This window comes from Streptomyces sp. NPDC048639 (assembly GCF_043199075.1).
Classification (GTDB): Bacteria; Actinomycetota; Actinomycetes; order Streptomycetales; family Streptomycetaceae; genus Streptomyces.
This window is the reverse complement of the sequence record NZ_JBICVP010000012.1, coordinates 212,299-232,541: the sequence shown is the minus strand read 5'-3', so window position 1 is coordinate 232,541 and position 20,243 is coordinate 212,299. Positions and strand designations below refer to the sequence as shown.

General features: G+C 72.8%; 20 protein-coding genes. 12 read left to right on the top strand and 8 right to left on the bottom strand.

What is annotated here, in order from left to right; translation table 11 throughout:
• Window positions 1-130: 130 nt before the first annotated feature.
• The gene (locus tag ACGFNH_RS29305; RefSeq protein ID WP_393658816.1) at window positions 131-1,117 is read left to right on the top strand and encodes a DMT family transporter; all 987 of its coding nucleotides are present in this window, start codon (window positions 131-133) and stop codon (window positions 1,115-1,117) included.
• Window positions 1,118-1,353: 236 nt separating this feature from the next.
• Here ACGFNH_RS29305 and ACGFNH_RS29300 read toward each other — a convergent pair whose 3' ends face one another.
• Complete coding sequence (locus ACGFNH_RS29300) at window positions 1,354-2,040, bottom strand: pyridoxamine 5'-phosphate oxidase family protein (RefSeq protein ID WP_393658815.1); 687 nt, start codon at window positions 2,038-2,040, stop codon at window positions 1,354-1,356.
• Window positions 2,041-2,075: 35 nt separating this feature from the next.
• Between ACGFNH_RS29300 and ACGFNH_RS29295 the strand changes: the two genes are divergently transcribed.
• Entirely contained in the window at window positions 2,076-3,407 is a 1,332-nt protein-coding gene (locus ACGFNH_RS29295) for an aminotransferase class I/II-fold pyridoxal phosphate-dependent enzyme (RefSeq protein WP_393658813.1), read from the top strand.
• Between the two features lie 33 nt (window positions 3,408-3,440).
• Here ACGFNH_RS29295 and ACGFNH_RS29290 read toward each other — a convergent pair whose 3' ends face one another.
• Window positions 3,441-4,658 (bottom strand): DMT family transporter, encoded by a 1,218-nt coding sequence (locus ACGFNH_RS29290; RefSeq protein WP_393658811.1) that lies wholly within the window; start codon window positions 4,656-4,658, stop codon window positions 3,441-3,443.
• A gap of 37 nt (window positions 4,659-4,695) precedes the next feature.
• On the opposite strand from ACGFNH_RS29290, the gene ACGFNH_RS29285 reads away from it, so the two are divergent.
• Window positions 4,696-5,601 (top strand): LysR family transcriptional regulator, encoded by a 906-nt coding sequence (locus tag ACGFNH_RS29285; RefSeq protein WP_393658809.1) that lies wholly within the window; start codon window positions 4,696-4,698, stop codon window positions 5,599-5,601.
• Window positions 5,602-5,636: 35 nt separating this feature from the next.
• Here ACGFNH_RS29285 and ACGFNH_RS29280 read toward each other — a convergent pair whose 3' ends face one another.
• Window positions 5,637-6,077 carry a pyridoxamine 5'-phosphate oxidase family protein gene (locus tag ACGFNH_RS29280; protein ID WP_393658807.1) on the bottom strand — a complete coding sequence of 147 codons (441 nt, stop codon included), beginning with the start codon at window positions 6,075-6,077 and terminating at the stop codon, window positions 5,637-5,639.
• Window positions 6,078-6,531: 454 nt separating this feature from the next.
• On the opposite strand from ACGFNH_RS29280, the gene ACGFNH_RS29275 reads away from it, so the two are divergent.
• Window positions 6,532-7,176 (top strand): isochorismatase family protein, encoded by a 645-nt coding sequence (locus ACGFNH_RS29275; protein WP_393658805.1) that lies wholly within the window; start codon window positions 6,532-6,534, stop codon window positions 7,174-7,176.
• Between the two features lie 33 nt (window positions 7,177-7,209).
• Here ACGFNH_RS29275 and ACGFNH_RS29270 read toward each other — a convergent pair whose 3' ends face one another.
• Both ACGFNH_RS29270 and ACGFNH_RS29265 read right to left on the bottom strand, forming a co-directional pair.
• Window positions 7,210-7,683 carry a Rieske (2Fe-2S) protein gene (locus tag ACGFNH_RS29270; RefSeq protein WP_393658803.1) on the bottom strand — a complete coding sequence of 158 codons (474 nt, stop codon included), beginning with the start codon at window positions 7,681-7,683 and terminating at the stop codon, window positions 7,210-7,212.
• 95 nt (window positions 7,684-7,778) lie between these two features.
• On the bottom strand, window positions 7,779-9,896 hold the full coding sequence (locus ACGFNH_RS29265; RefSeq protein WP_393658802.1) for a prolyl oligopeptidase family serine peptidase: 2,118 nt from the start codon (window positions 9,894-9,896) through the stop codon (window positions 7,779-7,781).
• A gap of 55 nt (window positions 9,897-9,951) precedes the next feature.
• Between ACGFNH_RS29265 and ACGFNH_RS29260 the strand changes: the two genes are divergently transcribed.
• From ACGFNH_RS29260 to ACGFNH_RS29235, 6 genes are all read left to right on the top strand, one after another.
• Window positions 9,952-10,776 (top strand): HipA family kinase, encoded by an 825-nt coding sequence (locus tag ACGFNH_RS29260; RefSeq protein WP_393658800.1) that lies wholly within the window; start codon window positions 9,952-9,954, stop codon window positions 10,774-10,776.
• Window positions 10,773-11,168, top strand: a complete 396-nt coding sequence (locus ACGFNH_RS29255) for a DUF3037 domain-containing protein (RefSeq protein ID WP_393658798.1) — start codon at window positions 10,773-10,775, stop codon at window positions 11,166-11,168. Before ACGFNH_RS29260 ends, ACGFNH_RS29255 begins: the two co-directional genes overlap by 4 nt.
• A 265-nt stretch (window positions 11,169-11,433) precedes the next feature.
• Complete coding sequence (fabG, locus tag ACGFNH_RS29250) at window positions 11,434-12,195, top strand: 3-oxoacyl-ACP reductase FabG (RefSeq protein ID WP_393658796.1); 762 nt, start codon at window positions 11,434-11,436, stop codon at window positions 12,193-12,195.
• Window positions 12,196-12,212: 17 nt separating this feature from the next.
• Window positions 12,213-12,974 carry an SDR family oxidoreductase gene (locus ACGFNH_RS29245; protein ID WP_393658795.1) on the top strand — a complete coding sequence of 254 codons (762 nt, stop codon included), beginning with the start codon at window positions 12,213-12,215 and terminating at the stop codon, window positions 12,972-12,974.
• 189 nt (window positions 12,975-13,163) lie between these two features.
• Entirely contained in the window at window positions 13,164-13,832 is a 669-nt protein-coding gene (gene ung, locus ACGFNH_RS29240) for a uracil-DNA glycosylase (protein ID WP_393658879.1), read from the top strand.
• A 96-nt stretch (window positions 13,833-13,928) separates the two neighbouring features.
• The gene (locus ACGFNH_RS29235; RefSeq protein WP_393658793.1) at window positions 13,929-14,399 is read left to right on the top strand and encodes a hypothetical protein; all 471 of its coding nucleotides are present in this window, start codon (window positions 13,929-13,931) and stop codon (window positions 14,397-14,399) included.
• Between the two features lie 606 nt (window positions 14,400-15,005).
• Here ACGFNH_RS29235 and ACGFNH_RS29230 read toward each other — a convergent pair.
• Complete coding sequence (locus ACGFNH_RS29230) at window positions 15,006-15,518, bottom strand: DinB family protein (protein WP_393658791.1); 513 nt, start codon at window positions 15,516-15,518, stop codon at window positions 15,006-15,008.
• Window positions 15,519-15,583: 65 nt separating this feature from the next.
• Window positions 15,584-16,186, bottom strand: a complete 603-nt coding sequence (locus ACGFNH_RS29225) for a TetR/AcrR family transcriptional regulator (protein ID WP_393658789.1) — start codon at window positions 16,184-16,186, stop codon at window positions 15,584-15,586.
• Window positions 16,187-16,323: 137 nt separating this feature from the next.
• Here ACGFNH_RS29225 and ACGFNH_RS29220 point away from each other — a divergent pair, with 137 nt between their 5' ends.
• A complete protein-coding gene (locus tag ACGFNH_RS29220; RefSeq protein ID WP_393658787.1) occupies window positions 16,324-17,634 on the top strand; it encodes an FAD-dependent monooxygenase in 1,311 nt (436 codons plus the stop codon).
• An 89-nt stretch (window positions 17,635-17,723) separates the two neighbouring features.
• Complete coding sequence (locus tag ACGFNH_RS29215; RefSeq protein ID WP_393658785.1) at window positions 17,724-18,632, top strand: Gfo/Idh/MocA family protein; 909 nt, start codon at window positions 17,724-17,726, stop codon at window positions 18,630-18,632.
• Here ACGFNH_RS29215 and lnt read toward each other — a convergent pair.
• Window positions 18,553-20,145, bottom strand: coding sequence for an apolipoprotein N-acyltransferase (gene lnt, locus ACGFNH_RS29210; protein ID WP_393658783.1), 1,593 nt, complete (start codon window positions 20,143-20,145; stop codon window positions 18,553-18,555). The genes ACGFNH_RS29215 and lnt overlap by 80 nt on opposite strands.
• Between the last annotated feature and the right edge of the window lie 98 nt (window positions 20,146-20,243).

The window sequence follows — 20,243 nt, the reverse complement described above, 5'->3', positions numbered from 1 at the left end:
CCGCCTCCCGCCGCCTGAGGCGGGCGGCTGCTCCACGGAGGTTCTTCGGCCCGGGCCGTGCCCGGGCCTGTCGCCGCTGCCCGCAGACGGAGCGTTCGCGACCCATCCTTCTTCCGCGGAGAACTCTCTCGTGTCGAATGTGTCCTCTTCTGCTGTCGGCCTGCCCGTCGGGCGTGGCCTGTGCTATCTCATCGTCGCCGGTGTCGCCTGGGGTACTGCGGGCGCGGCGGCGGCCGTGCTCTACCGCTTCAGCGACCTCGGGCCTGTCGCTTTGTCGTTCTGGCGCTATGTCGGCGGGCTCGCCCTGCTGCTGACCGCCCATGCCGTGCGCGCGGCACGGGCCCGGCGCCGCCCCGCCGTCGTACCCGCGGCCCTCGTCCCCGAGTCCCGGCGCCGGCGGATCCTGCGGATCGTCGGTACGGGCCTCGGCCTGACCGTCTTCCAGACCGCCTACTTCGCCGCGGTGCAGTCGACCGGGCTCGCGGTGGCCACCGTCGTGACCCTCGGCGCCGGGCCCGTCCTCATCGCCCTGTGCGCCCGGCTCTTCATGGCCGAACGCCTCGGTGGCGGCGGGGTCGTGGCCGTCTCCGGAGCGCTCGGCGGGCTCGCGGTCCTGGTCCTCGGCAGCGGCGGCGGCGTGGTCAAGCCGCTCGGCGTCGTCCTGGCCCTGGTCTCGGCGGCGGGCTACGCGGCGATCACGCTGCTCACCCGCTGGCTCGGACGCGACGGGACGGGCGCCGACCCGCGCTCGACCACGGCCTGGGCCTTCGCCGTCGGCGCCGTGTGCCTGCTGCCGTTCGGCCTGGCGGAGGGGCTGTTGCCGCACACCGCCGATCCGGCCCGGGTGCTGGTGCTGCTGGTATACGTGGCCGTGGTCCCGACGGCGCTCGCGTACGCGCTGTACTTCGCCGGGGCTGCCGTCGTACGGGCCGCCACCGCGTCCGTGATCATGCTCATCGAGCCGGTGAGCGCCGCCGTGATCGCGGTGGCGCTGCTGGGGGAGCGGCTCACGACGGCGACCGTGCTCGGCACGCTCCTCCTGCTGGCCGCCGTGGCGGGACTCGCGGTGGCGGAGGCGCGTCTGGCGGCGGTCGCCCGGAGGGCGGCCACGGCCTGAGCGGATGCGTGATGCTCCGAGGGTGACCTCCGGGGCGCTACGAGCCGCCCGTCCACCCCGCGCCCGACGGTGCGGGGTGGGCGCCTATCCCCGTCAGGCCATCGGGTCGTCGAGCCGTAGTCCCCGTTGGGCCGCCGTCCCGTTGGGCCGCCGTCGCAATGGGCGCTCCGGGCCACCGTCCTCAACGCGCGTGCGCCCAGGGCGTGTTCGGGTCCGGCAACCTGCCCGGCCGGGAGTCAGAGAGCCTTCAGGTAGTCCGGCAGCGCGACGGCCGGGTCCAGGTCGTCGGACGCGACCGGCGCACCGTAGCCGCGCGTGACCGGCACGACGCCGCTCCAGTGGGGCAGGGCGAGATCCTCGGGGTCGTCGCCGGGCCCTCCCGTCCGCACCTTCGCCGAGACCTCCTCGAGGTCGATCCGGATGACTGCCGTCGCGGCGAGCTCCTTGGGGTTCGCGGGGCGCGAGTCCGCGGAGCGGCCGGGCACGACCTGGTCGACGATCGCGTCCAGGGCCTCGGCGCGCTCGGCGGCGTCGGTCACCTGCCGCGCGGTGCCGTGGACCACCACCGAGCGGTAGTTGATCGAGTGGTGGAACGCGGACCGGGCCAGCACCAGTTCGTCGACATGGGTCACGGTCAGGCACACCGGCAGTCCCGGGTCGGTCCTGCCGCTCATCCGCAGGGGACGGGAGCCCGTCGATCCGTGCACGTACAGGCGCTCGCCCATGCGGGCGTAGAGCGTGGGCAGCACGACGGGTGCGCCGTCGCGGACGAAGCCGAGATGGCAGAGGTAGCCGTCGTCGAGTATCGCGTGGACGCTTTCGCGGTCGTACGCCGCGCGGTGGGCGGCCCGGGTCGGGACCGTGCGGTCGGTGGCGGTGTAGGCGGTGGATGCCGCTTCCGAAGCGGCGGCGGTGTCCGGCATTGCAAACTCCATTGCACTAATGCATAATTTGTTTTGTGCTAGGAGAGTATCGGATCTCGGGTCATCGCGCAGCAGACATCGCGGCCAGCGTCGAACAGGCCGTCGGGGCGGGGGAGTTGAGCCCCGGGCAGCTTCTTCCGCCGTTGCGGGAGCTGGCCCGGCAGCTCGACGTCAATCCGAACACGGTGGCCGCCGCCTACCGCACGCTCCGGGACCGCGGCGTGATCGAGACGGCGGGCAGACGCGGCAGCCGGGTGCGGGCGCGGCCCGCCAGCACCGCGCGGGAGGCGATCGGCGTCGCCGCACCGCCCGGCGTCGTCGACGTGTCGATGGGCAACCCCGACATCTCCCTCCTGCCGCCGCTGGGCGACGCGCTCGCCGCTGCGGCCGCCCGCCACGCCGACAGTCCGACGCTGTACGGCGATGCCGCGGTCCGTACCGAGCTGGAGGAGATGGCCCGCGCCGCCCTCGACGCGGACGGCGTCCCGGACGGCCCGGTCGCGGTCACCTCCGGAGCGCTCGACGCCATCGAACGCGTGCTGGCCGCACACCTCCGGCCCGGGGACGCGGTGGCGGTCGAGGATCCCGGCTGGGGGAGCGCGCTGGACCTGATCCCGGCGATGGGTCTGCGCGCCGTCCCCGTGGCCGTCGACGACGAAGGGCCGCTGCCGCAGGATGTCGAACGCGCCCTGAGCCGGGGCGCCCGCGCGCTCATGGTCACCTGCCGGGCGCAGAACCCGACCGGCGCCGCCGTCTCCCCCGGGCGCGCGGCGGACCTCCGCTCCGTGCTCGAGGCCCGCCCGGAGACGCTGCTGATCGAGGACGACCACGGCCACGGCATCGTCGACCTCGCCCTCGCTCCGCTGGCCGGACGGACCCGGCACTGGGCGTTCGTGCGCTCCACGGCCAAGGCGTACGGCCCCGTCCTGCGCCTGGCCGTACTGACCGGGGACGCCCTCACCATCGACCGCGTCGGTGGGCGGCAGCGGCTGGGTCCCGGCTGGGTCAGCCATCTCCTGCAGGACGCCGTCGTGCACCTGTGGCGGACCGGAGCGGTGGACGCCGAGGCCGTCGCCGCCGCGTACGGCTCACGACGGGACGCCCTGGTGCGCGCGCTGCGCGAGCGGGGGATCGCCGCGCACGGCCGTAGCGGGATGAACGTCTGGGTGCCGGTCCCCGACGAGACGGGTGCGGTCGCCCGGTTGTTGCAGTCGGGCTGGGCCGTCGCGCCCGGGGCGCGCTTCCGCCTTGCCTCGCCGCCCGGAGTGCGGGTGACCGTTTCGTCCTTGTCCGGCGGCGACATCGAGGCGGTCGCGGACGCCGTGGCATCCGCGACCGCCTCGGCCCCCTCGGGGCGCTACGGCTGAAGGGCCCTGGTGGTCACCGGTTCTCCCGGTCGCTCAGAGGGCCTTCCCGGCCGTGCTCGCCCCGTCGTTCGCGGTGATGGGTCCGCCCTTGGCGGTAGTGGTTCCGCCCTGGGTGGTGGTGTCGTCCTTCGCGATGGTGGTGCCGCCTTTCGCGGTGACGGTCCCGCGGCCCGTGGACCGCGGCCGACTCTGGGTCAGCGCCGCGCCGGCGAGGACGACCAGCGCGCCCACCGGTGTGTTCCAGGTGAGTCGTTCGCCCAGAACGAGCACGCCCGCGGTGGTCGCGATGACCGGAATGAAGTACGTGACCAGGGTCGCGGTCGTCGGCCCGACCTCGGTCACCAGGCCGTACTGCAGGAGGAAGGCGAGGCCGGTGCCGAGCGCTCCCAGAGCGAGGACCGACAGCAGCGGCACCACGGGGAAGGAGGTGGGGAAGGTGGTGAACAGCGGGGTGACGACGGCCAGTTGTACGGTGCCGAGGAGCAACTGCGAGCCGGACATGGCCAGGTTGGAGTTGCCGGTCCCGGCAAGCGTGCGCCGGACGTAGATCCAGCCGACCGCGTAGCTCAGCGAGGCGATCAGCGCCATGGCCGTTCCCGCCGGGTCCTGCCCGGAGAAGCCCTGCCAGGCGCCCAGGACGGTGAGCACACCGGCGAAGCCGACGCCCAGGCCCGCGACACGGCGCCGGGTCGGGCGGTCCTCGGACAGCGCGACGATCGACAGCACCATGCCCCACAGCGGGGTGGTGGCGTTGCAGATGCCCGCGAGTGTGGAGGGGATGGTCAGTTCCGCGTACGCGAAGAGGCTGAAGGGGAGCGCGTTGAGGAAGAACGCGGCCACTGCCAGGTGCCCCCAGGTGCGGGCGCCGCGCGGCATGCGCTCGCGGCGGACGGCGAGGACCGCGACGAGCACCGCCGTCCCGAACACCATCCGCCCGAGCGTGACCTGCAGCGGGGCGTACGCCTGTGTGCCGACCTTGATCAGGAGAAAGCTGAAACCCCAGATCAAGGAGAGCACGGCGAACCGGATCCGCCAGTCCACGGTCCGACGGCGCGCGGACGGCGCGGACGGCGCGGACGGGCCAGCAGGAGTCGGAGGGGAGGCTTCGGCCGCGAGGGAGGCGGGCATCCGCGGGGCGGACGGAGGGGTGGAGGGGGAGGGAGAGGCGGACTGCGGTGCGGATGCGGGGAAGCGGGAGGTCGCGGCGGAGCTCATGGACTCCACACTCGCGCGCAAGACTTCGTAGGACAAGCGAGACTTCGTGGAGCTATCGCTTAGGATTGCTTACATGTTGAATCTCGACCGCCTCAGGACCCTGGACGCCGTCGCCCGCCACGGCTCCGTGAGCGGCGCCGCCGAAGGACTCCACGTCACGACCTCGGCAGTCTCGCAGCAGCTCGCGAAGCTCGAGCGCGAGGCCGGGCAGCAGCTGCTCGCGAAGAACGGCCGCGGCGTCCGGCTCACCGACGCCGGCCGGCTGCTCGCCGAGCACGCCGCGCGCATCCTCTCCCAGGTCGAGCTGGCGCACTCGGATCTCGAGGCGCACCGCGGGCAGGCGGTCGGCGAGCTGCTCCTGGGCGCGTTTCCCACCTCCGTACGCGGCCTCTTCCCGGGCGCCATGGCCGTACTGCGCGCCGACCACCCGCAGTTGAGGGTCCGGTTGCAGGAGCTCGAACCCGACGCTTCGCTTCCGCGCGTGGTGCGCGGGGACATCGACCTCGCCGTGGTCCTGGACTGGTACAACAAGCCGCTGTCCCTGCCCGACGGGCTCGCCAAGGCGCCGCTGCTGGACGATCCCGCCGATGTCGCGATGCCCGCGGACCATCCGCTGGCGGACCGGAGGGAGGTGGACCTCGAGGAGTTCGCGGACGACGAGTGGATCTCCTGGCCGAAGGGCGAATTCTGTCACGACTGGCTGATGTTCACGCTGCGCAGCAAGGGCGTCGAACCCCGCATCACGCATACGGCCGAGGAGCATCACACCCAACTCACCCTCGTCGGGGCCGGGTTCGGCGTCGCCGTCGCGCCGCGGCTGGGACGCGGTCCGGTGCCCGCCAACGTACGGGTGGTGCCGGTGCGTTCCACGATGCGGCGGCACATCTACGCGGTGTGGCGCGCGGACGCGGACCGCCGCCCCTCCATCCGGGCCGCGGTGGACTCCCTGCGCAAGGCGGCGCTGGACGTGGAGACCTGAGCGCAGAAAACCAAGGGGGCGGGTGCTGTTGATCCCTACGCCTCAGGGGCGGCCATCTTGCGGAAGTCCCAGGTGGCCACGGCGTCAGGGGTGAGCCGCAGCCAGGCGTGCCGGCCGTCGTGCGGCATCGCATCGAGACCGAAGTACTTCGCCGCGAACCGCCGCTCCGGTGACTCGAGTTCGGGACAGGGCTCGCCGGTGCGCGGCGCTTCGCCCATGAAGACGGCGGTGCCGGACAGTTCGGCGCCCCGCAGCTCCCCGTAGTCGTGGCCGTCGTCGACCACCACCGCCAGGCGCGGGTCGCGGCGCAGGTCCGTCCAGCGGCGGCTGCGTGTGAGGGAGTACAGCCACAGCGACGTGCCGTCCCAGATGAACCACAGCGGGCTCACATGGGGGCGGCCCTCCGGGTCCACCGTCGCCACCCGGCAGGTGCGCTGTTCCGCCAGGAAGGCGTCCAGTTCTTGGCCGGTCATCATGATCCGGCGTCCTCGCCGCTGCGTGCCGGCTTCCCGGGGGCTGGCTTCCATCGTCCCTACACCCTCCTCTTTCTGATGGTGTGTCAGAAAAAGAATGCGGCGCTCTTCCGGGTCGGCGCAAGTCCCGCTAACGTCCCGGCCTGACGAGGGAACGGTCCGGTCACGGGTGGAGATCGACGGTCACGAGCGGGACCACCGGCCGCGCACGGGACCGGCGACCACGAGACAGGACCGACCGCAAAGAGGGCCGACCGCAGGACAGGACGGACCGCAGGACAGGACGGACCGCAGGACAGGACGGACCGCAGGACAGGACGGACCGCTTGGCGGGCCGAGCGCAGGGCGGGGCGGCGTCCGCCCACCGGGCCGCTCCGGCTCGACCGGACCGGACCGGACCGGACCGCCCCGACCTGACCGCCCGCCGCCGACGCCGCCGACCGAGTGGGGGAGACACATGGGCTCGCGCGACCTGCCTGCCGGGCTGCTCGATCCGGCGACCACGGTGCTGCTCACCGTCGAGTGCCAGGAGGGCGTCGTCGGGGCCGTCAGCGCGCTCCCCGAACTCGCCGCGGAAGCACGGTCGTCCGGTGCGCTGCGCAATGTCGCCCGGCTGGCCACCGCCGCCCGCGCCGCCGGTGTCCAGGTGATGCACGCCGTGGCCGAACGCCGTCCCGACGGCCGGGGCGCGAACCGGAACGCGCGCCTGTTCCGCGCCGCGGAGCGGCTTCCCGTACAGCAGCTCACCGGGTCCGCGGCCGTACATGTCGCGGAACCCGTCACGGTCGCGGACGAGGATCTCGTCGTCGGGCGCCTGCACGGCCTCTCCCCGGTCGCCGGGACCGGCGTGGACGGCCTGCTGCGCAATCTCGGCTGCCGCACCCTCGTCGTCACCGGGGTCTCCGCGAACGTCGCGGTCCCAGCGGCGGTCTTCGACGCGGTGAACCTCGGCTACACCGCGGTCGTACCGGCCGACGCCATCGCGGGCGTACCCCCCGAGTACACGCCCGCGATGGTCCGGCACACCCTCGCCCTGGTCGCGATGGTCACCGCGACGGACGAGGTGCTGGCCTGCTGGAGCAGGCCGGACCGGTCCGCCTGAGGCGGACCGACGGGACTCGGTCGGGCTCGGTGGTCACCCGAGCTTGATCGAGTCCCCGTCCACGGTGACCTTCTTGCCGGGCAGCGGCTGTGTGGCCGGGCCCTTCTTCACGCTGCCGTCCGCGATGGCGAACCTGCTGCCGTGCAGCGGGCAGTTGATGGTGCCGCCGGTCACCTCGTTCAAAGCGGCGCCCTGGTGGGTGCAGATCGACGCATAGGCCCGGAACTCACCCTCCGTCGGCTGCGTGACCACCACCTTCTGGTCAGGGAAGACCTTGCCGCCGCCGACCGGGATGTCGGCCGCCGCCGCGAGCGCGGCGCCCGCCCCGTCCCCGCCGTCCCCGCCGTCCCCGCCGGAGTCCGGTGCGGAGGTGTCGTCCTTCGGCGGCTGTGATGCGTCACCGGAATCGCCGCATGCGGCGAGCGCTGCGGCCAGACAGGTCGCTCCCGCCGCGGCGACCACGGCACGTCGGCTCGCGTTCCGCCCGGTCCCCTCAGTTCCCGTCATGGTGCTTACGTCCCCTTCGCTGGCTGGGCGTCTTCCCTCACCGGCTCCTGCACTGCCGGTTCGGCCCCTCTGTACGGACCGTGGTGCTCAGGCGTTCAGATCGTCCTCGCCTCGCCGGCGAGACCGAGCGCCTCACGAAGGAAAACGATCTGGAGCAGAAGGAGATTCTCGGCCACATCCTCCGACGCCGCCAGATGCGTGACCCCGGACAGCGGCAGCACCGTGTGGGGGCGCCCGGCGGCCAGCAGCGCCGCCGAGAGCCGCAGGCTGTGCGCCACGACCACGTTGTCGTCCGCCATACCGTGGACGATCAGCAGCGGACGGCCGAGCCGGTGGGCGTCGGGCAGGAGCGAGGACCGCTCGTAGTTCTCCGGTTCCTTCGCCGGGTGGCCGAGATACCGCTCCTTCCAATGCGTGTCGTACAGCAGCGGATCCGCCGGGGCCGCGCCCGCGACGGCCGCGTGGACGGCATCGGGGCGGCGCAGCACCGCTCCCGCCGCCAGATACCCGCCGAAGGACCAGCCGCGGATCGCCACCCGGTCGAGGTCCAGTTCGGGGCAGACTTCCGCGGCCGCGTGCAGGGCATCGATCTGGTCCTCCAGCACGGGGCCCAGGGAGTCGCCGTACACGGCCTTCTCCCACGCCGGCCCCCGGCCCGGTGTGCCCCGCCCGTCGGCGACGAGGACGGCGAACCCCTGCTCGGCGAACCACTGGGAGACGCACGAGGTCCAGGTGCGGGCGCGCACCACGACCTGCAGGGCGGGACCGCCGTACGGGTCGAGCAGCACCGGCAGCTTCCCGGACCCGGGCTCGTACCAGGACGGCAGATACAGGGCCGTGCGCACCTTCCGTTCGCCGAGGCTCAGGAAGACGGGGCGCGGGGTGATGACCGGTTCCTCGGCCAACACCGCGACGGCGCCGTCCGGTTGACCCTCGCGCTGCACGGTGACGCGATGGCCGCCTGGAGTGCGGCTCTCCAGGACGAGGGTGCCGTCGCGCAGTGTGCCGCTGTGCAGGCCGGGGCCCTCGCTGATCCGGGTGCAGCCGCTCCCGGGCTCGTAGGACCACACATGGGTCTCCGTGGGCTCCTCGCTCGCCGCGAACAGCACGCGTTCCCCGTCGATGGCCAGCACCGCGCGCACCTGGAGGCCGGGCGGTGTGCGCCCGTCCGCACCGACGCGCAAGCCCCGGGTGCCGTCCTGCTCCAGAGGGTGCACCAGGGCGCCGGATTCCGTACGAGCCGGGGCACCGGGGACCAGCTCCACCCAGGACGCGTCGTGCTGCTCGTGCAGGGTGCGCGTCGCGCCGGTGACCGGGTCGGCCGCCAGGACCCGTACGGTCCGCTGGTCGCGGCTCTGCACGGTGACCAGTGGACCGTGGGCGTCCCACCGGGCGTCGACGAGGTACTCGAACTCCTGCCGGTCCCAGACGATCTCGGTCCTGCTCCCGTCCAGGGAGATTCGGTGCAGGGAGACGTCGGCGTTCGCGGTCCCGGCCGCCGGGTAGGGCATGGAGCGCGGCGGCAGATGAGGGTTGGCCGGATCGGCGATGTGCCAGCGCTGGACCGGCGCGGTGTCGACGCGCGCGACCAGCAGGGCCCCGCTGTCCGGCGCCCACCAGAATCCGCGCAGGCGCCCGATGGACTCGGCCGCCACATGCTCGGGGAGCCCGTACGTCACCTCGGGTCCGTCCGGGACGGCGAGCGGGCGATCCGTCCCGTCGAGGTCCACGACATGCACACCACGTGCCGTGACGTAGGCGACACTGCGCCCGTCGGGGGAGAGGCGCGGGTCGGTCACCGGACCGGCCGTAGCCACGGTGGACACGGCTCCGCCGTCCACCTCGACGACCCGGAGCGTCCCGCCGAGCGCGAACGCGGCCAGGCGCGCCCGGACGTCGGTGGAGTAGGCCACCACGCCGTCCGACTGCTCCCGCGCCCGCTCCCTCCTCGTACGCTCCGCCTCCGGCTGGTCGGCGTCCGCGGCGCCCGGTTCCCGCGGGTCGGCGAGCACTCGCTCGGTGCCTTCCGGCTCGCGCAGCCACAGGCGGCTCACCGGATCGGTGCCCCCACCGCTGCGGAGGAAGAGGATCCGGTGCCCGTCGGCGGAGACGGTGAACTGCCGGGGGACGCCGAGCGAGAAGCGCCGGGTACGGGCGAACTGGCGGGGGAAGCCAGGGCATACGGGCGCGGTGGTGGAAGGCGGAGTGGTCATCCCGGGACTCTGACAGAGACGCCCGCCCGCGGAAACGACCTATTAACCTGGGGGAATGCTTCCCGAAGTCACCGCCACCCGCTACGTCACACCCCTGCGGGAGGGCGGCTCGCTGCCGGGCATCGTCGAGGCCGACGATCTCGGCACCTATGTCATGAAGTTCACCGGCGCGGGCCAGGGCCGCAAGTCGCTGGTCGCCGAGGTCGTCTGCGGGCAGCTCGGCCGGGCGCTGGGCCTGAGGGTCCCGGATCTGGTGCGGATCCAGCTCGACCCGGTCATCGGCCTCGCCGAGCCCGACGAAGAGGTGCAGGACCTGCTCAAGGCGAGCGGCGGCCTCAACCTGGGCATGGACTACCTCCCCGGCTCGCTGGGCTTCGACCCTCTGGCGTTCGAGCTCGGGCCCGAAGAGGCGGGGCGGGTCGTCTGGTTCGATGCCCTGATCAACAACGTCGACCGCTCCTGGCGCAACCCCAACCTGCTCGTCTGGCACGAAAGGCTCTGGCTCATCGATCATGGGGCCACCATGATCTGGCACCACAACTGGCCCACCGTGTCCGCTTCGGTCGCCAAGCCGTACGACGCCTCCGACCACGTGCTGGCCTCCTTCGCCCCCGATGTCGAGGCCGCGGCCGCCGCGCTCGCGCCGCTGGTCACCGAGGAGTTGCTGGCCTCGGTCGTGGCCGATGTCCCCGACGCCTGGCTCACCGACGAGCCGGGGTTCGACACCCCCGACGCCGTGCGCCGGGCGTACGCCGAGGCGCTGGCCGAGCGGGCCGCCACGGTGCACACCCGCATCACGCTCGGCGCCCCTCGGGAGAAGGAACCGTCGCGGGCGCCCGAGTGGCTCCGCGTATGGGTCGACGGAAAGGCCGCGCAGTGACCGGGCTCCTTGGCGGACGCGATGTCTTCGAGTACGCGGTGCTGCGTGTCGTGCCGCGCGTCGAGCGTGGCGAGCTGATCAACGCGGGCGTGGTCGTCTACTGCCGCGCCCGGTCGTTCGTGACCGCTCGCACGCACCTGGACGAGGGACGTCTGCGGGCGCTGGACCCGACCGCGGACGTGGCCGGCGTACGGGCCGCGCTGCGCGCCGTCGAGGGCGTGTGCCACGGCGGGGAGGCGGCGGGCGCGGCGGGCGCGGACGACGCGGGACGGCGGTTCCGCTGGCTCATCGCCCCCCGCAGTACGGTCGTCCAGCCCGGTCCGGTGCACTCGGGGCTGACCACGGATCCGGAGGCGGAGGCGGAGCGTCTGCTGGACCTGCTGGTGCGGTGACTTTGCGGCCGTGCCGCACGTCTCGACGGCACCGCATCGGTACCGCACTGGCACTGCATCGGCACCCCATCGGCACCGCGCCGGCATCGCATCGGCACCGCATCGGCACCGCGGAGGAGAGGAGCGGAGAGGCTGCGTGTGACATGCGTCTGACATGCGGTGTCGGTGGGCAGGGCCCGTTGACACCGGGTGCCGGTGCTTCTAGCGTTTCGTCCACCGACCTACTAAGCGGTTGCTCACTTCATCGAGCCGAGGAGATTCCCGCATGTCCACCACCGAGCAGCGCGTTGCGATTGTGACGGGCGCAGCCCGAGGCATCGGCGCGGCGACCGCCGTACGCCTGGCCGAGGAAGGCCGGGCCGTCGCCGTACTCGATCTCGACGAGGCGGCCTGCAAGGACACCGTGGAGAAGATCACCGCGGCCGGCGGCAGGGCTGTCGCCATCGGCTGCGACGTCTCCGACGCCGAACAGGTCGAGGCCGCGGTCACGCGGGTTGCCGCCGAACTCGGCGCGCCCACGGTCCTCGTCAACAACGCGGGCGTGCTGCGGGACAACCTCCTGTTCAAGATGAGCGAGACGGACTGGGACACCGTCATGGGCGTGCACCTCAAGGGCGCGTTCCTGATGACGCGCGCCTGCCAGAAGCACATGGTGGACGCCGGGTTCGGCCGGGTCGTCAACCTCTCCAGCAGCTCGGCGCTCGGCAACCGCGGCCAGGTCAACTACGCCACGGCCAAGGCCGGTCTGCAGGGCTTCACCAAGACGCTCGCCAAGGAACTGGGCAAGTTCGGCATCACCGCCAACGCCGTGGCCCCCGGCTTCATCGCCACCGACATGACCGCCGCCACCGCGGAGCGCGTGGGCATGGGCTTCGAGGACTTCCAGGCCGCGGCGGCCACCCAGATCCCGGTCCAGCGCGTCGGACGCCCCGAGGACGTCGCCAACGCCATCGCGTTCTTCGCGGGGGACGCGGCCGGCTTCGTCTCCGGCCAGGTCATGTACGTGGCCGGCGGCCCGCTCAACTGATCAGAACGGACACGGACATGACGGAACAGGTCCCGGCCGGCGGAAAGGTCGCGCTCGTCACGGGCGCCAGCCGCGGCATCGGATACGGCATCGCCGAGGCACTCGTCGCCCGTGGCGACCGGGTGGCCATCACCGGCCGCAACGAGGACACGCTCAAGGAGGCAGTGGCGCAGCTCGGCGCCGACCGGGTCATCGGCATCGCCGGAAGGGCCCACGACGAGGCCCACCAGGCCGCGGCCGTCGAGCAGACGATGGAGGCGTTCGGGCGGGTCGACTACCTCGTCAACAACGCGGGCACCAACCCGGTCTTCGGGCCGATCGCCGAGCTGGACCTCGCAGTGGCCCGCAAGGTCTTCGAGACCAACGTGATCTCGGCACTCGGCTTCGCCCAGCAGACCTGGAAGGCGTGGCAGAAGGACAACGGCGGCGCGATCGTCAACATCGCGTCCATCGCCGGGCTTTCCGCGTCGCCGTTCGTCGGCGCATACGGAGTGAGCAAGGCCGCCATGATCAACCTCACGCTGCAGCTCGCGCACGAACTGGCGCCGTCCGTACGGGTCAACGCCATCGCCCCGGCGGTGGTGAAGACCAAGTTCGCGCAGGCGTTGTACGAGGGGCGCGAGGCGGAGGCGGCGGCCTCCTACCCGTTGCAGCGGCTCGGCGCACCACGGGACGTGGGCGGTGCGGCCGAGTTCCTGCTCTCCGACCGCGCGGCCTGGATCACCGGCCAGACACTTCAGGTCGATGGCGGGATCTTCCTCAACGCCGGGGTCGGCTGAGGTGGGAGCCGGGCCCGTGACCGCTGCGGGACCGGCGCACGGAAACGGTCCCGCGTCCTGGTGGAACCGTGCGACGGCGGGCGGCCGGAGGGCCGCCCGCCGTCGCCGTGCGGGCGGTCTGTCAGTGGACGCCGGTAGGTTCTGTGATGCAGAACGGATCGCACACCGGAGGTTGTTGACGTGACCGACATGCTGCCCGAGTCCTGGCGCGGCGTCCTCGGCGAGGAGCTGAAGAAGCCCTACTTCGAGGAGCTCATCGAGTTCGTCGAGAAGGAGCGGGCCAACGGACCGGTCCACCCACCACGGGCCGAGGTGTTCGCGGCGCTGGAGGCGACCCCGTTCGACCGCGTGAAGGTGCTGATCCTCGGCCAGGACCCGTACCACGGCGAGGGCCAGGGCCACGGCCTGTGCTTCTCCGTCCGGCCGGGTGTGAGGACACCGCCCTCCCTCCGGAACATCTACAAGGAACTCCGGGACGACCTGGGCCACCCCGTGCCCGACAACGGCTATCTGATGCCCTGGGCCGAGCAGGGGGTGCTGCTGCTCAACGCCGTGCTGACGGTCCGTGGGGGAGAGGCCAACTCGCACAAGGGCAAGGGGTGGGAGACGTTCACGGACGCGGTGATCCGCGCGGTGGACTCCCGGCCGGACCCCGCGGTCTTCGTCCTCTGGGGGAACTACGCGAAGAAGAAACTCCCGCTCATCGACACCACGCGCCACGCCGTGGTCGAGGGAGCCCACCCGTCGCCCCTCTCCGCCAAGAAGTTCCTCGGCAGCCGGCCGTTCACCCGGATCGACGCGGCCATCACGGCACAGGGCCATGAGCCGGTCGACTGGCGGATTCCCGACCTGGGCTAGCGTCCGCCTCCGGGAGGGAAGGAAGGTCTCGCAGCGACGAGAGCGGGAGGTCAGGTGGCGGAGGAGCAGTGGGGTGAGGTGTCGAGGGACGCCGTCATGACGAGGATCGGCCAGGTGGTCATGCTCCACAGGGGCGGCGACCGGGACGAGGCCCGCAGCCGCTTCGCCGCACTCTGGGAGGAGATCGGCGAGGACGGCGACCCGCTCCACCGCTGCACCCTCGCGCACTACATGGCCGACACCCAGGACGACCCGGCCGATGAGCTGGCCTGGGACGTCCGCGCCCTGCGGGCTGCCGACAGCCTCCCCGACGCTCCCACCGACACCCGCGTGGCGGCGCACGGCGGCGCGGGGCACCGCCGGTCCCTCGCCCTGCGCGCCTTCTATCCCTCGCTCCACCTCAACCTGGCCGCGGACTACGTGAAGCTGGGCCGTCACGCGGCGGCGAAGCGCGAGCTGGACCGCGCGCGGGCGCGGGCCGGAGTACTCGGCGACGACGATTACGGCGATGGTGTGCGGGCCGCCATCGCCCGCCTCGGGTGGCGGCTGGACGACCCGGCGACCTGACCTGCCCACGGTCCGTCCGGCGGCGGAGCCCCCCGGAAACCGTCAGGGACCGTAGACGTCGCGGCAGATACGGGACTGCGTGCTGCCCGGGGCCCACTTCCCGTAGGTCTCGCCGAGGTCGCACACCCCGGCGGTGCGGCCCGGCCTCGGGACGGGCACCGGCACACGGGACGGCTGCGGCGCCGGCCATACGGAAGTTCCGGACCGCGGAACAGTCCGCCCCCGCGGCGCGCGCGAACTCGGCGCCGCCGGGTGGGCGGAGGTGCTGTCGGCCGCGTGTCGCGAGCGGGGCGCGGGGGAGGAGTGCGCGCGGCCGGGGCGGATGGTCTCCAGCCCTTCGTGGGCGGAGGGTTCCGCGATCTGCGGCCGGGCCGCGCCCGGCGCCTGAGGTGGGGCCGACGACGGCTCAGGCGCGGACGCTGGGGCGGAGACGCTGACACAGCTCGCGAGGGCCGGGCTCGCGAGCAGCAGCACTGCTGAGACGATTCGGTGCACGCGCGCCACTCTGCTGGCGCGTGGCCCATCCGGGCGCCGGTTCGACGGAAAAGCCCCCGCACGGGTGACCGTATGGGGGCTTGTGCTCATGTGCGCGGTGGAGGGCTCGCGCTACACGCCCACCGCGCCGTCGACGCGTTCCCTGATGAGGTCGGCGTGCCCGTTGTGCCGCGCGTACTCCTCGATCATGTGTGTGTAGATCCAGCGGAGGTTCACCTTCTTGCCGCCGCGGATCTCCTGGACGGCGAGGTCGTCCAGCGAGCGTCCGGAGGCGGCGTCGCGGGCGCGCTCGATCTCGTCCTCCCACGCCGCGCGGGCGTCCTTCCAGGTGTCCTCCTCGCAGAGGTGGAACTCCCCGTCGGGGTCCTCGTCGGTGTAGTAGAGAGGCGGCGCGTCCTCTCCGGTGAGGGTGCGGCGGAACCAGTGACGCTCGACGTCGGCCATGTGCCGTACGAGCCCCATGAGGGAGAGCGAGGACGGCGGGACGGACGCTTCGCGCAGTTTGGCGTCGTCGAGGCCTCCGCATTTGGCGACCAGAGTGGCGCGATGGAACTCCAGCCAGCCTTCCAGCATGGCGCGTTCGCCGGAGGTGGTGGGCGGCGAGGGGCGGTCGATGATCGTCATGCGCGCCATCATCGTGGCCCGGGGACCGGATCTGCCAGGCAATATCCGGACCCCGCTCGCCCGCGCTATGCCGTACGCCCCGGCAGCATCCCGCGCAGCAGCTCCGTGACGCTCTCCCGCAACTCCTCCCGTGTCGGCGTCCGGGTGTGATGGGCGCCGATGGCGCACGAGAACATCACGCCCTCCGTCCAGGCGATCAGGGACAGCGCATGGCGCTCCGGTTCCGAGGACCCCATACGCGTCATCAGGGCCACCAGCAGCTCGCGGAAGGCGTGCCCCGCCGCGTCGTAGATCTCCCGCACCTCCGGTCGCCTGGTGGCCTCCAGGGCCAGCTCGTACCGCGCGACCAGCAGATGCCGGTAGTCCGTCACATAGCGGTGGACGATCGGCGCGAGCGCGTCCGTCACCGCCTCCAGGCCGGCTGTGGCCATCTGGACCGCCTCGGGCCGGAAGGCCTGTTCGTCCCGTGCGGCGAGCCGTTTGACCGTCGCCTCCAGCAGGGCGGCACGTGTCCTGGCGTGGTTCGAGGTCGAGCCCGGGGGCAGCCCGGCGGCCTCGTCCACGGCCCGGTGGGTGAGGCCCCGCAGGCCGCGTTCCGCGAGGAGGTCGATCGCGGTGTCCGCGATGAGCGCGAGGCGGTCGGGGGAGCGGGTGGCGCCGGAGGTCATGGGGTCAATCTATCGCGCTCACTACGCCTGTAGTAGCGTGCAACTACGGATGTAGTGAGCCGTGAGGGTGCGCCAGTCATGTCCATGGCCATGGTGCGTGCGTCCGCGAGCCGATCAGCCCCTTGGAGGAATGACACATGAACGCGCCCCGCGCCGTCGTCATCGGAGCCGGAATCGGCGGACTCACCGCCGCGGCGGCCCTGCACCGTCACGGGTGGTCCGTGACGGTGCTGGAGCGGTCCCCGGCTCTGGGGGCCGTAGGAGCCGGAATCGGCCTTGCCCCCAACGCAGTTCGCGCCCTCGACACCATCGGTGTGGGCGACGACGTTCGTGCCCTGTCGAGGTGGCAGAACGAGGGAGGGCTGCGGCGCCCCGACGGACGCTGGGTCACCCGCACCACCAGCGACGCCTTCGCCGAGCGCTTCGGCGGCCCTCTGGTCGTGGTGCACCGCGCCACCCTCGTCGACCTGCTCGTCTCGCGGCTGCCCGCCGGAGCCGTGCGCACGGCCGCCCCTGCGGCACTCGCCGATCCGGGCGGTCCCGGGCGCCCCGCGCGGGTCACCGTGGGCGCCGGCCTCGATGCGGAGAACGGTGAAGTGCGCGTGAGGACCCAGCAGTTCGCAGCAGTGGAGGAGATCGAGGCCGACCTCGTCGTCGGCGCCGACGGCATCCACTCGGCCGTCCGGCGGACGCTCTTCCCCCAGCACCCCGGCCCCCGCTACACCGGACTCACCGCCTGGCGCGTCGTCGTCCCCGCTCCCGACATCCCGTTCGCCCCGCACGAGACCTGGGGGCGCGGCGCGGTCTGGGGTACGAGTCCCCTCCACAACGGCCGCATCTACGCCTACGGGTGCGCGATCGCCCCGGCGGGCGGTACATCCCCGGACGGCGAACGGGCGGAGCTGCTGCGCCGGTTCGGCACCTGGCACCAGCCCATCCCCGCCGTGCTCGCCGCCGCCGGAGCCGCCGGGAGCGGACCGGTCCTCCGCCACGACCTGTACGAAACGGCCCAGGCACTGCCGGCCTTCCACCGCGGACGCGTCGCCCTGCTCGGCGACGCCGTCCACGCCATGGCGCCCATGCTGGGCCAGGGCGGGTGCCAGGCCATCGAGGACGGGGTCGTCCTCGCCGCGCACCTCGGGCGTCCGGCGACGGCGGACTCCGGCGACATCACCCCCGCCCTCGCCGCCTACTCCGCGGAGCGGCTGCCCCGCACCATGGACGTCGTACGCCGCTCGGGGCGGATGTGCCGGGCCGTGGCCCTCTCCTCCCGACCCGCCGTCGCCCTGCGCACCGCCGTCATCGGCGTCCTCGGCCGGTTCGCGCCCCATGTGGCCCTGCGCAGCTTCGACGGAATCGCCGACTGGCAGCCGCCGTCGCCCACGTATGCTGCCGGAACGGGGGCCGCCGCCGAGGAGGCGAAACCCCCGCGTGGCACCCGCCCCTGACACCCGGCCGCGGCACCCGCCTCTGCCACCGGCCGGTGACGCCCGGCGGCGCCAGCCGGCCGTGGCACCCGGCAGTGAGGAGATCCACCGTGAAGGTCGGCTGCATCGGGCTCGGGGACATCGCCGAAAAGGCCTATCTGCCGGTCCTCGGCGCCCGGTCCGGGCTGGACCTGCACCTCCAGACCCGTGACCCGGCCACCCTCGAACGGCTCGGGGCCGCCCACCGCATCCCCGAGGACCGCCGCCACACCGACCTCGCCTCGCTCATCGAGGCCCGTCCGGACGCCGCCTTCGTGCACGCCGCCACCGAGGCCCACGCCGAGATCGTCACCCGGCTCCTGGAGGCGGGCGTTCCGACGTACGTCGACAAGCCGCTCGCCTACGACTACGCCGACTCCGAGCGGCTGGTACGGCTCGCCGAGGAGCGCGGGGTCGGCCTCGCCGTCGGCTTCAACCGCCGCTACGCGCCCGGCTACGCCCAGTGCCTGGAGCATCCGCGCGACCTGATCCTGATGCAGAAGAACCGCGTCGGGCTGCCCGAGGCCCCGCGCACCCTCGTACTCGACGACTTCATCCATGTCGTCGACACGCTCCGCTTCCTGGTGCCCGGCACGGTCGAGCATGTCGATGTCCGGGCCCGGGTGCGGCACGGGCTCATGCACCACGTGGTCCTCCAGCTCTCCGGTGAGGGCTTCACGGCGATCGGCACCATGAACCGGATGAGCGGCTCGGCCGAGGAGATCCTCGACGTCTCGGGACAGGACACCAAGCGCCAGGTGGTCAACCTCGCCGAGGTGATCGACCACAAGGGCCAGCCGACGGTCCGCCGCCGCGGCGACTGGGTGCCCGTGGCCCGGCAGCGCGGGATCGAGCAGATCGTCCACGCCTTCCTGGACGCCGTACGGACCGGGAAGCCGCTCAGCGCCGAGGACGCTCTGCGGACCCATGAACTGTGCGAACGGGTGGTCCGGGAGGTCCTTGAACAGGCCGCCGCCTGACGGCCCGGGCGCCCTCGGCGACCCCGTAGACGGCCAGCGACACCAGCGACGCGTACAGCACCCAGTCGCCCGCGGTCACGTACGGGCTGGTGCCCGTGGTGAGCGGCACGTCGTAGACCATGGCCGCACTGCTGTCCGTGCCCAGCCGCTCCCCGACGGCCTCGCCGCGCGGGCCGTGGACCGCGCTGACGCCGGTCAGGGTCGCGTGCACCACGGGCCGCCAGCTCTCGGCCGCCCGCAGCGCCGCCAGTGAGGCGTGCTGTTCGGGAGCCCAGCTCTGCTGGAAGGTGCTCGTCGCCGACTGGGCGACGAGCACATCGGCGCCGTCCTTCACCAGGCGGCGGCTCATGTCCGGGAACGCCGTCTCGAAGCACACGAGAGGGCCGATACGCAGTCCCCCCGCGCCCGGGATCCGCATCACCACCGGCGTCGTGCCCCGCCTGCGGTCCTCAGCGGCCGCCTCACCGACCGAGGTAGCCCAGCCCAGCGCCGAGCGGAACGGGATGTACTCGCCGAACGGCACCAGGCGCATCTTGTCGTAGCGCGCCCCCGTCGGCCCTTCCGGGCCCACGAGCACGGAGCTCTTGAAGATGCCGGGCCGGTCCGAGCGCTGCGCGTCCACGTTCACCAGCAGGTCGGCGTTCACCTCGCGGGAGAGGGCTGCGAGCCGGTCCCGCAGGTCGGGGCGCGTCCCCAGATCCGCGCTCACGCTGCTCTCGCCCCATACGACGAGGTCCACGTCCTTCCCGGCCAGTTGCCGGGTCAGCTCCTCCTCGCGGTCGAACCGCCGCTCCCTGCCGTCCACCCCGCCTTGGATGACGCCCGGCTGGACGACGGCTATGCGGACGCTGCCCGTACGGTCCGGCTGCGGCACCCACGCCCATGCCGCGCTGCCCGCCACCGCCACCGTCAGCCCCCCGGCCACCGCGGCCGTACGGGCGGTGGGCAGCGCGATCACTATCGTGAGCGCCGTGTTGAGCACCACGATCAGGAACGTCACCAGCCAGACGCCCCCGATCGAGACCAGCCGCAGGGCGGGCGTCACCTGCCACTGGCTGGCGCCGAGCAGGCCCCACGGCCCGCCGAGGGCCTCCCAGGACCTGACCGTCTCGACCGCGATCCAGCCCGCGGGCACCAGCACCAGCGCGGCCGCCGTGCGCCGCGGGCGCGGCGTGCCGCCCAGCAGCCGTCTGACGAGGACGCCCCACGGAGCCCAGAGCACGCCCAGCAGCAGACCGATGACCAGCGTGAAGACATGAAGATTGGGCAGCAGCCAGTGGTGCACCGCGATCATGAAACCGGTGCCGCCCAGCCAGCCGTCGTACGCCGCCCGGCGCCATGTCGGAGCGGTGCGGACGAGTAGCAGCCACGGCACCAGGGCCGCGTACGCCAACCACCACAGCGACGGCTCGGGGAAGGCCAGCGCGGGCAGTGCCCCCGCGGCCACCGCCACCGCTCCTCGCTGCCACGGTGAGGCGAGAACGCCGTGCCACCGGTCGACCGACACCCGCATGCCGTGCCTCCCTCTCGCCGGCCCTGAGGCCTGGGGCCCTTCCCACGGTAGTTGGAGGGGCGTTCGACAAGTGTCCGGGAGTGCGACGATCAGCGACA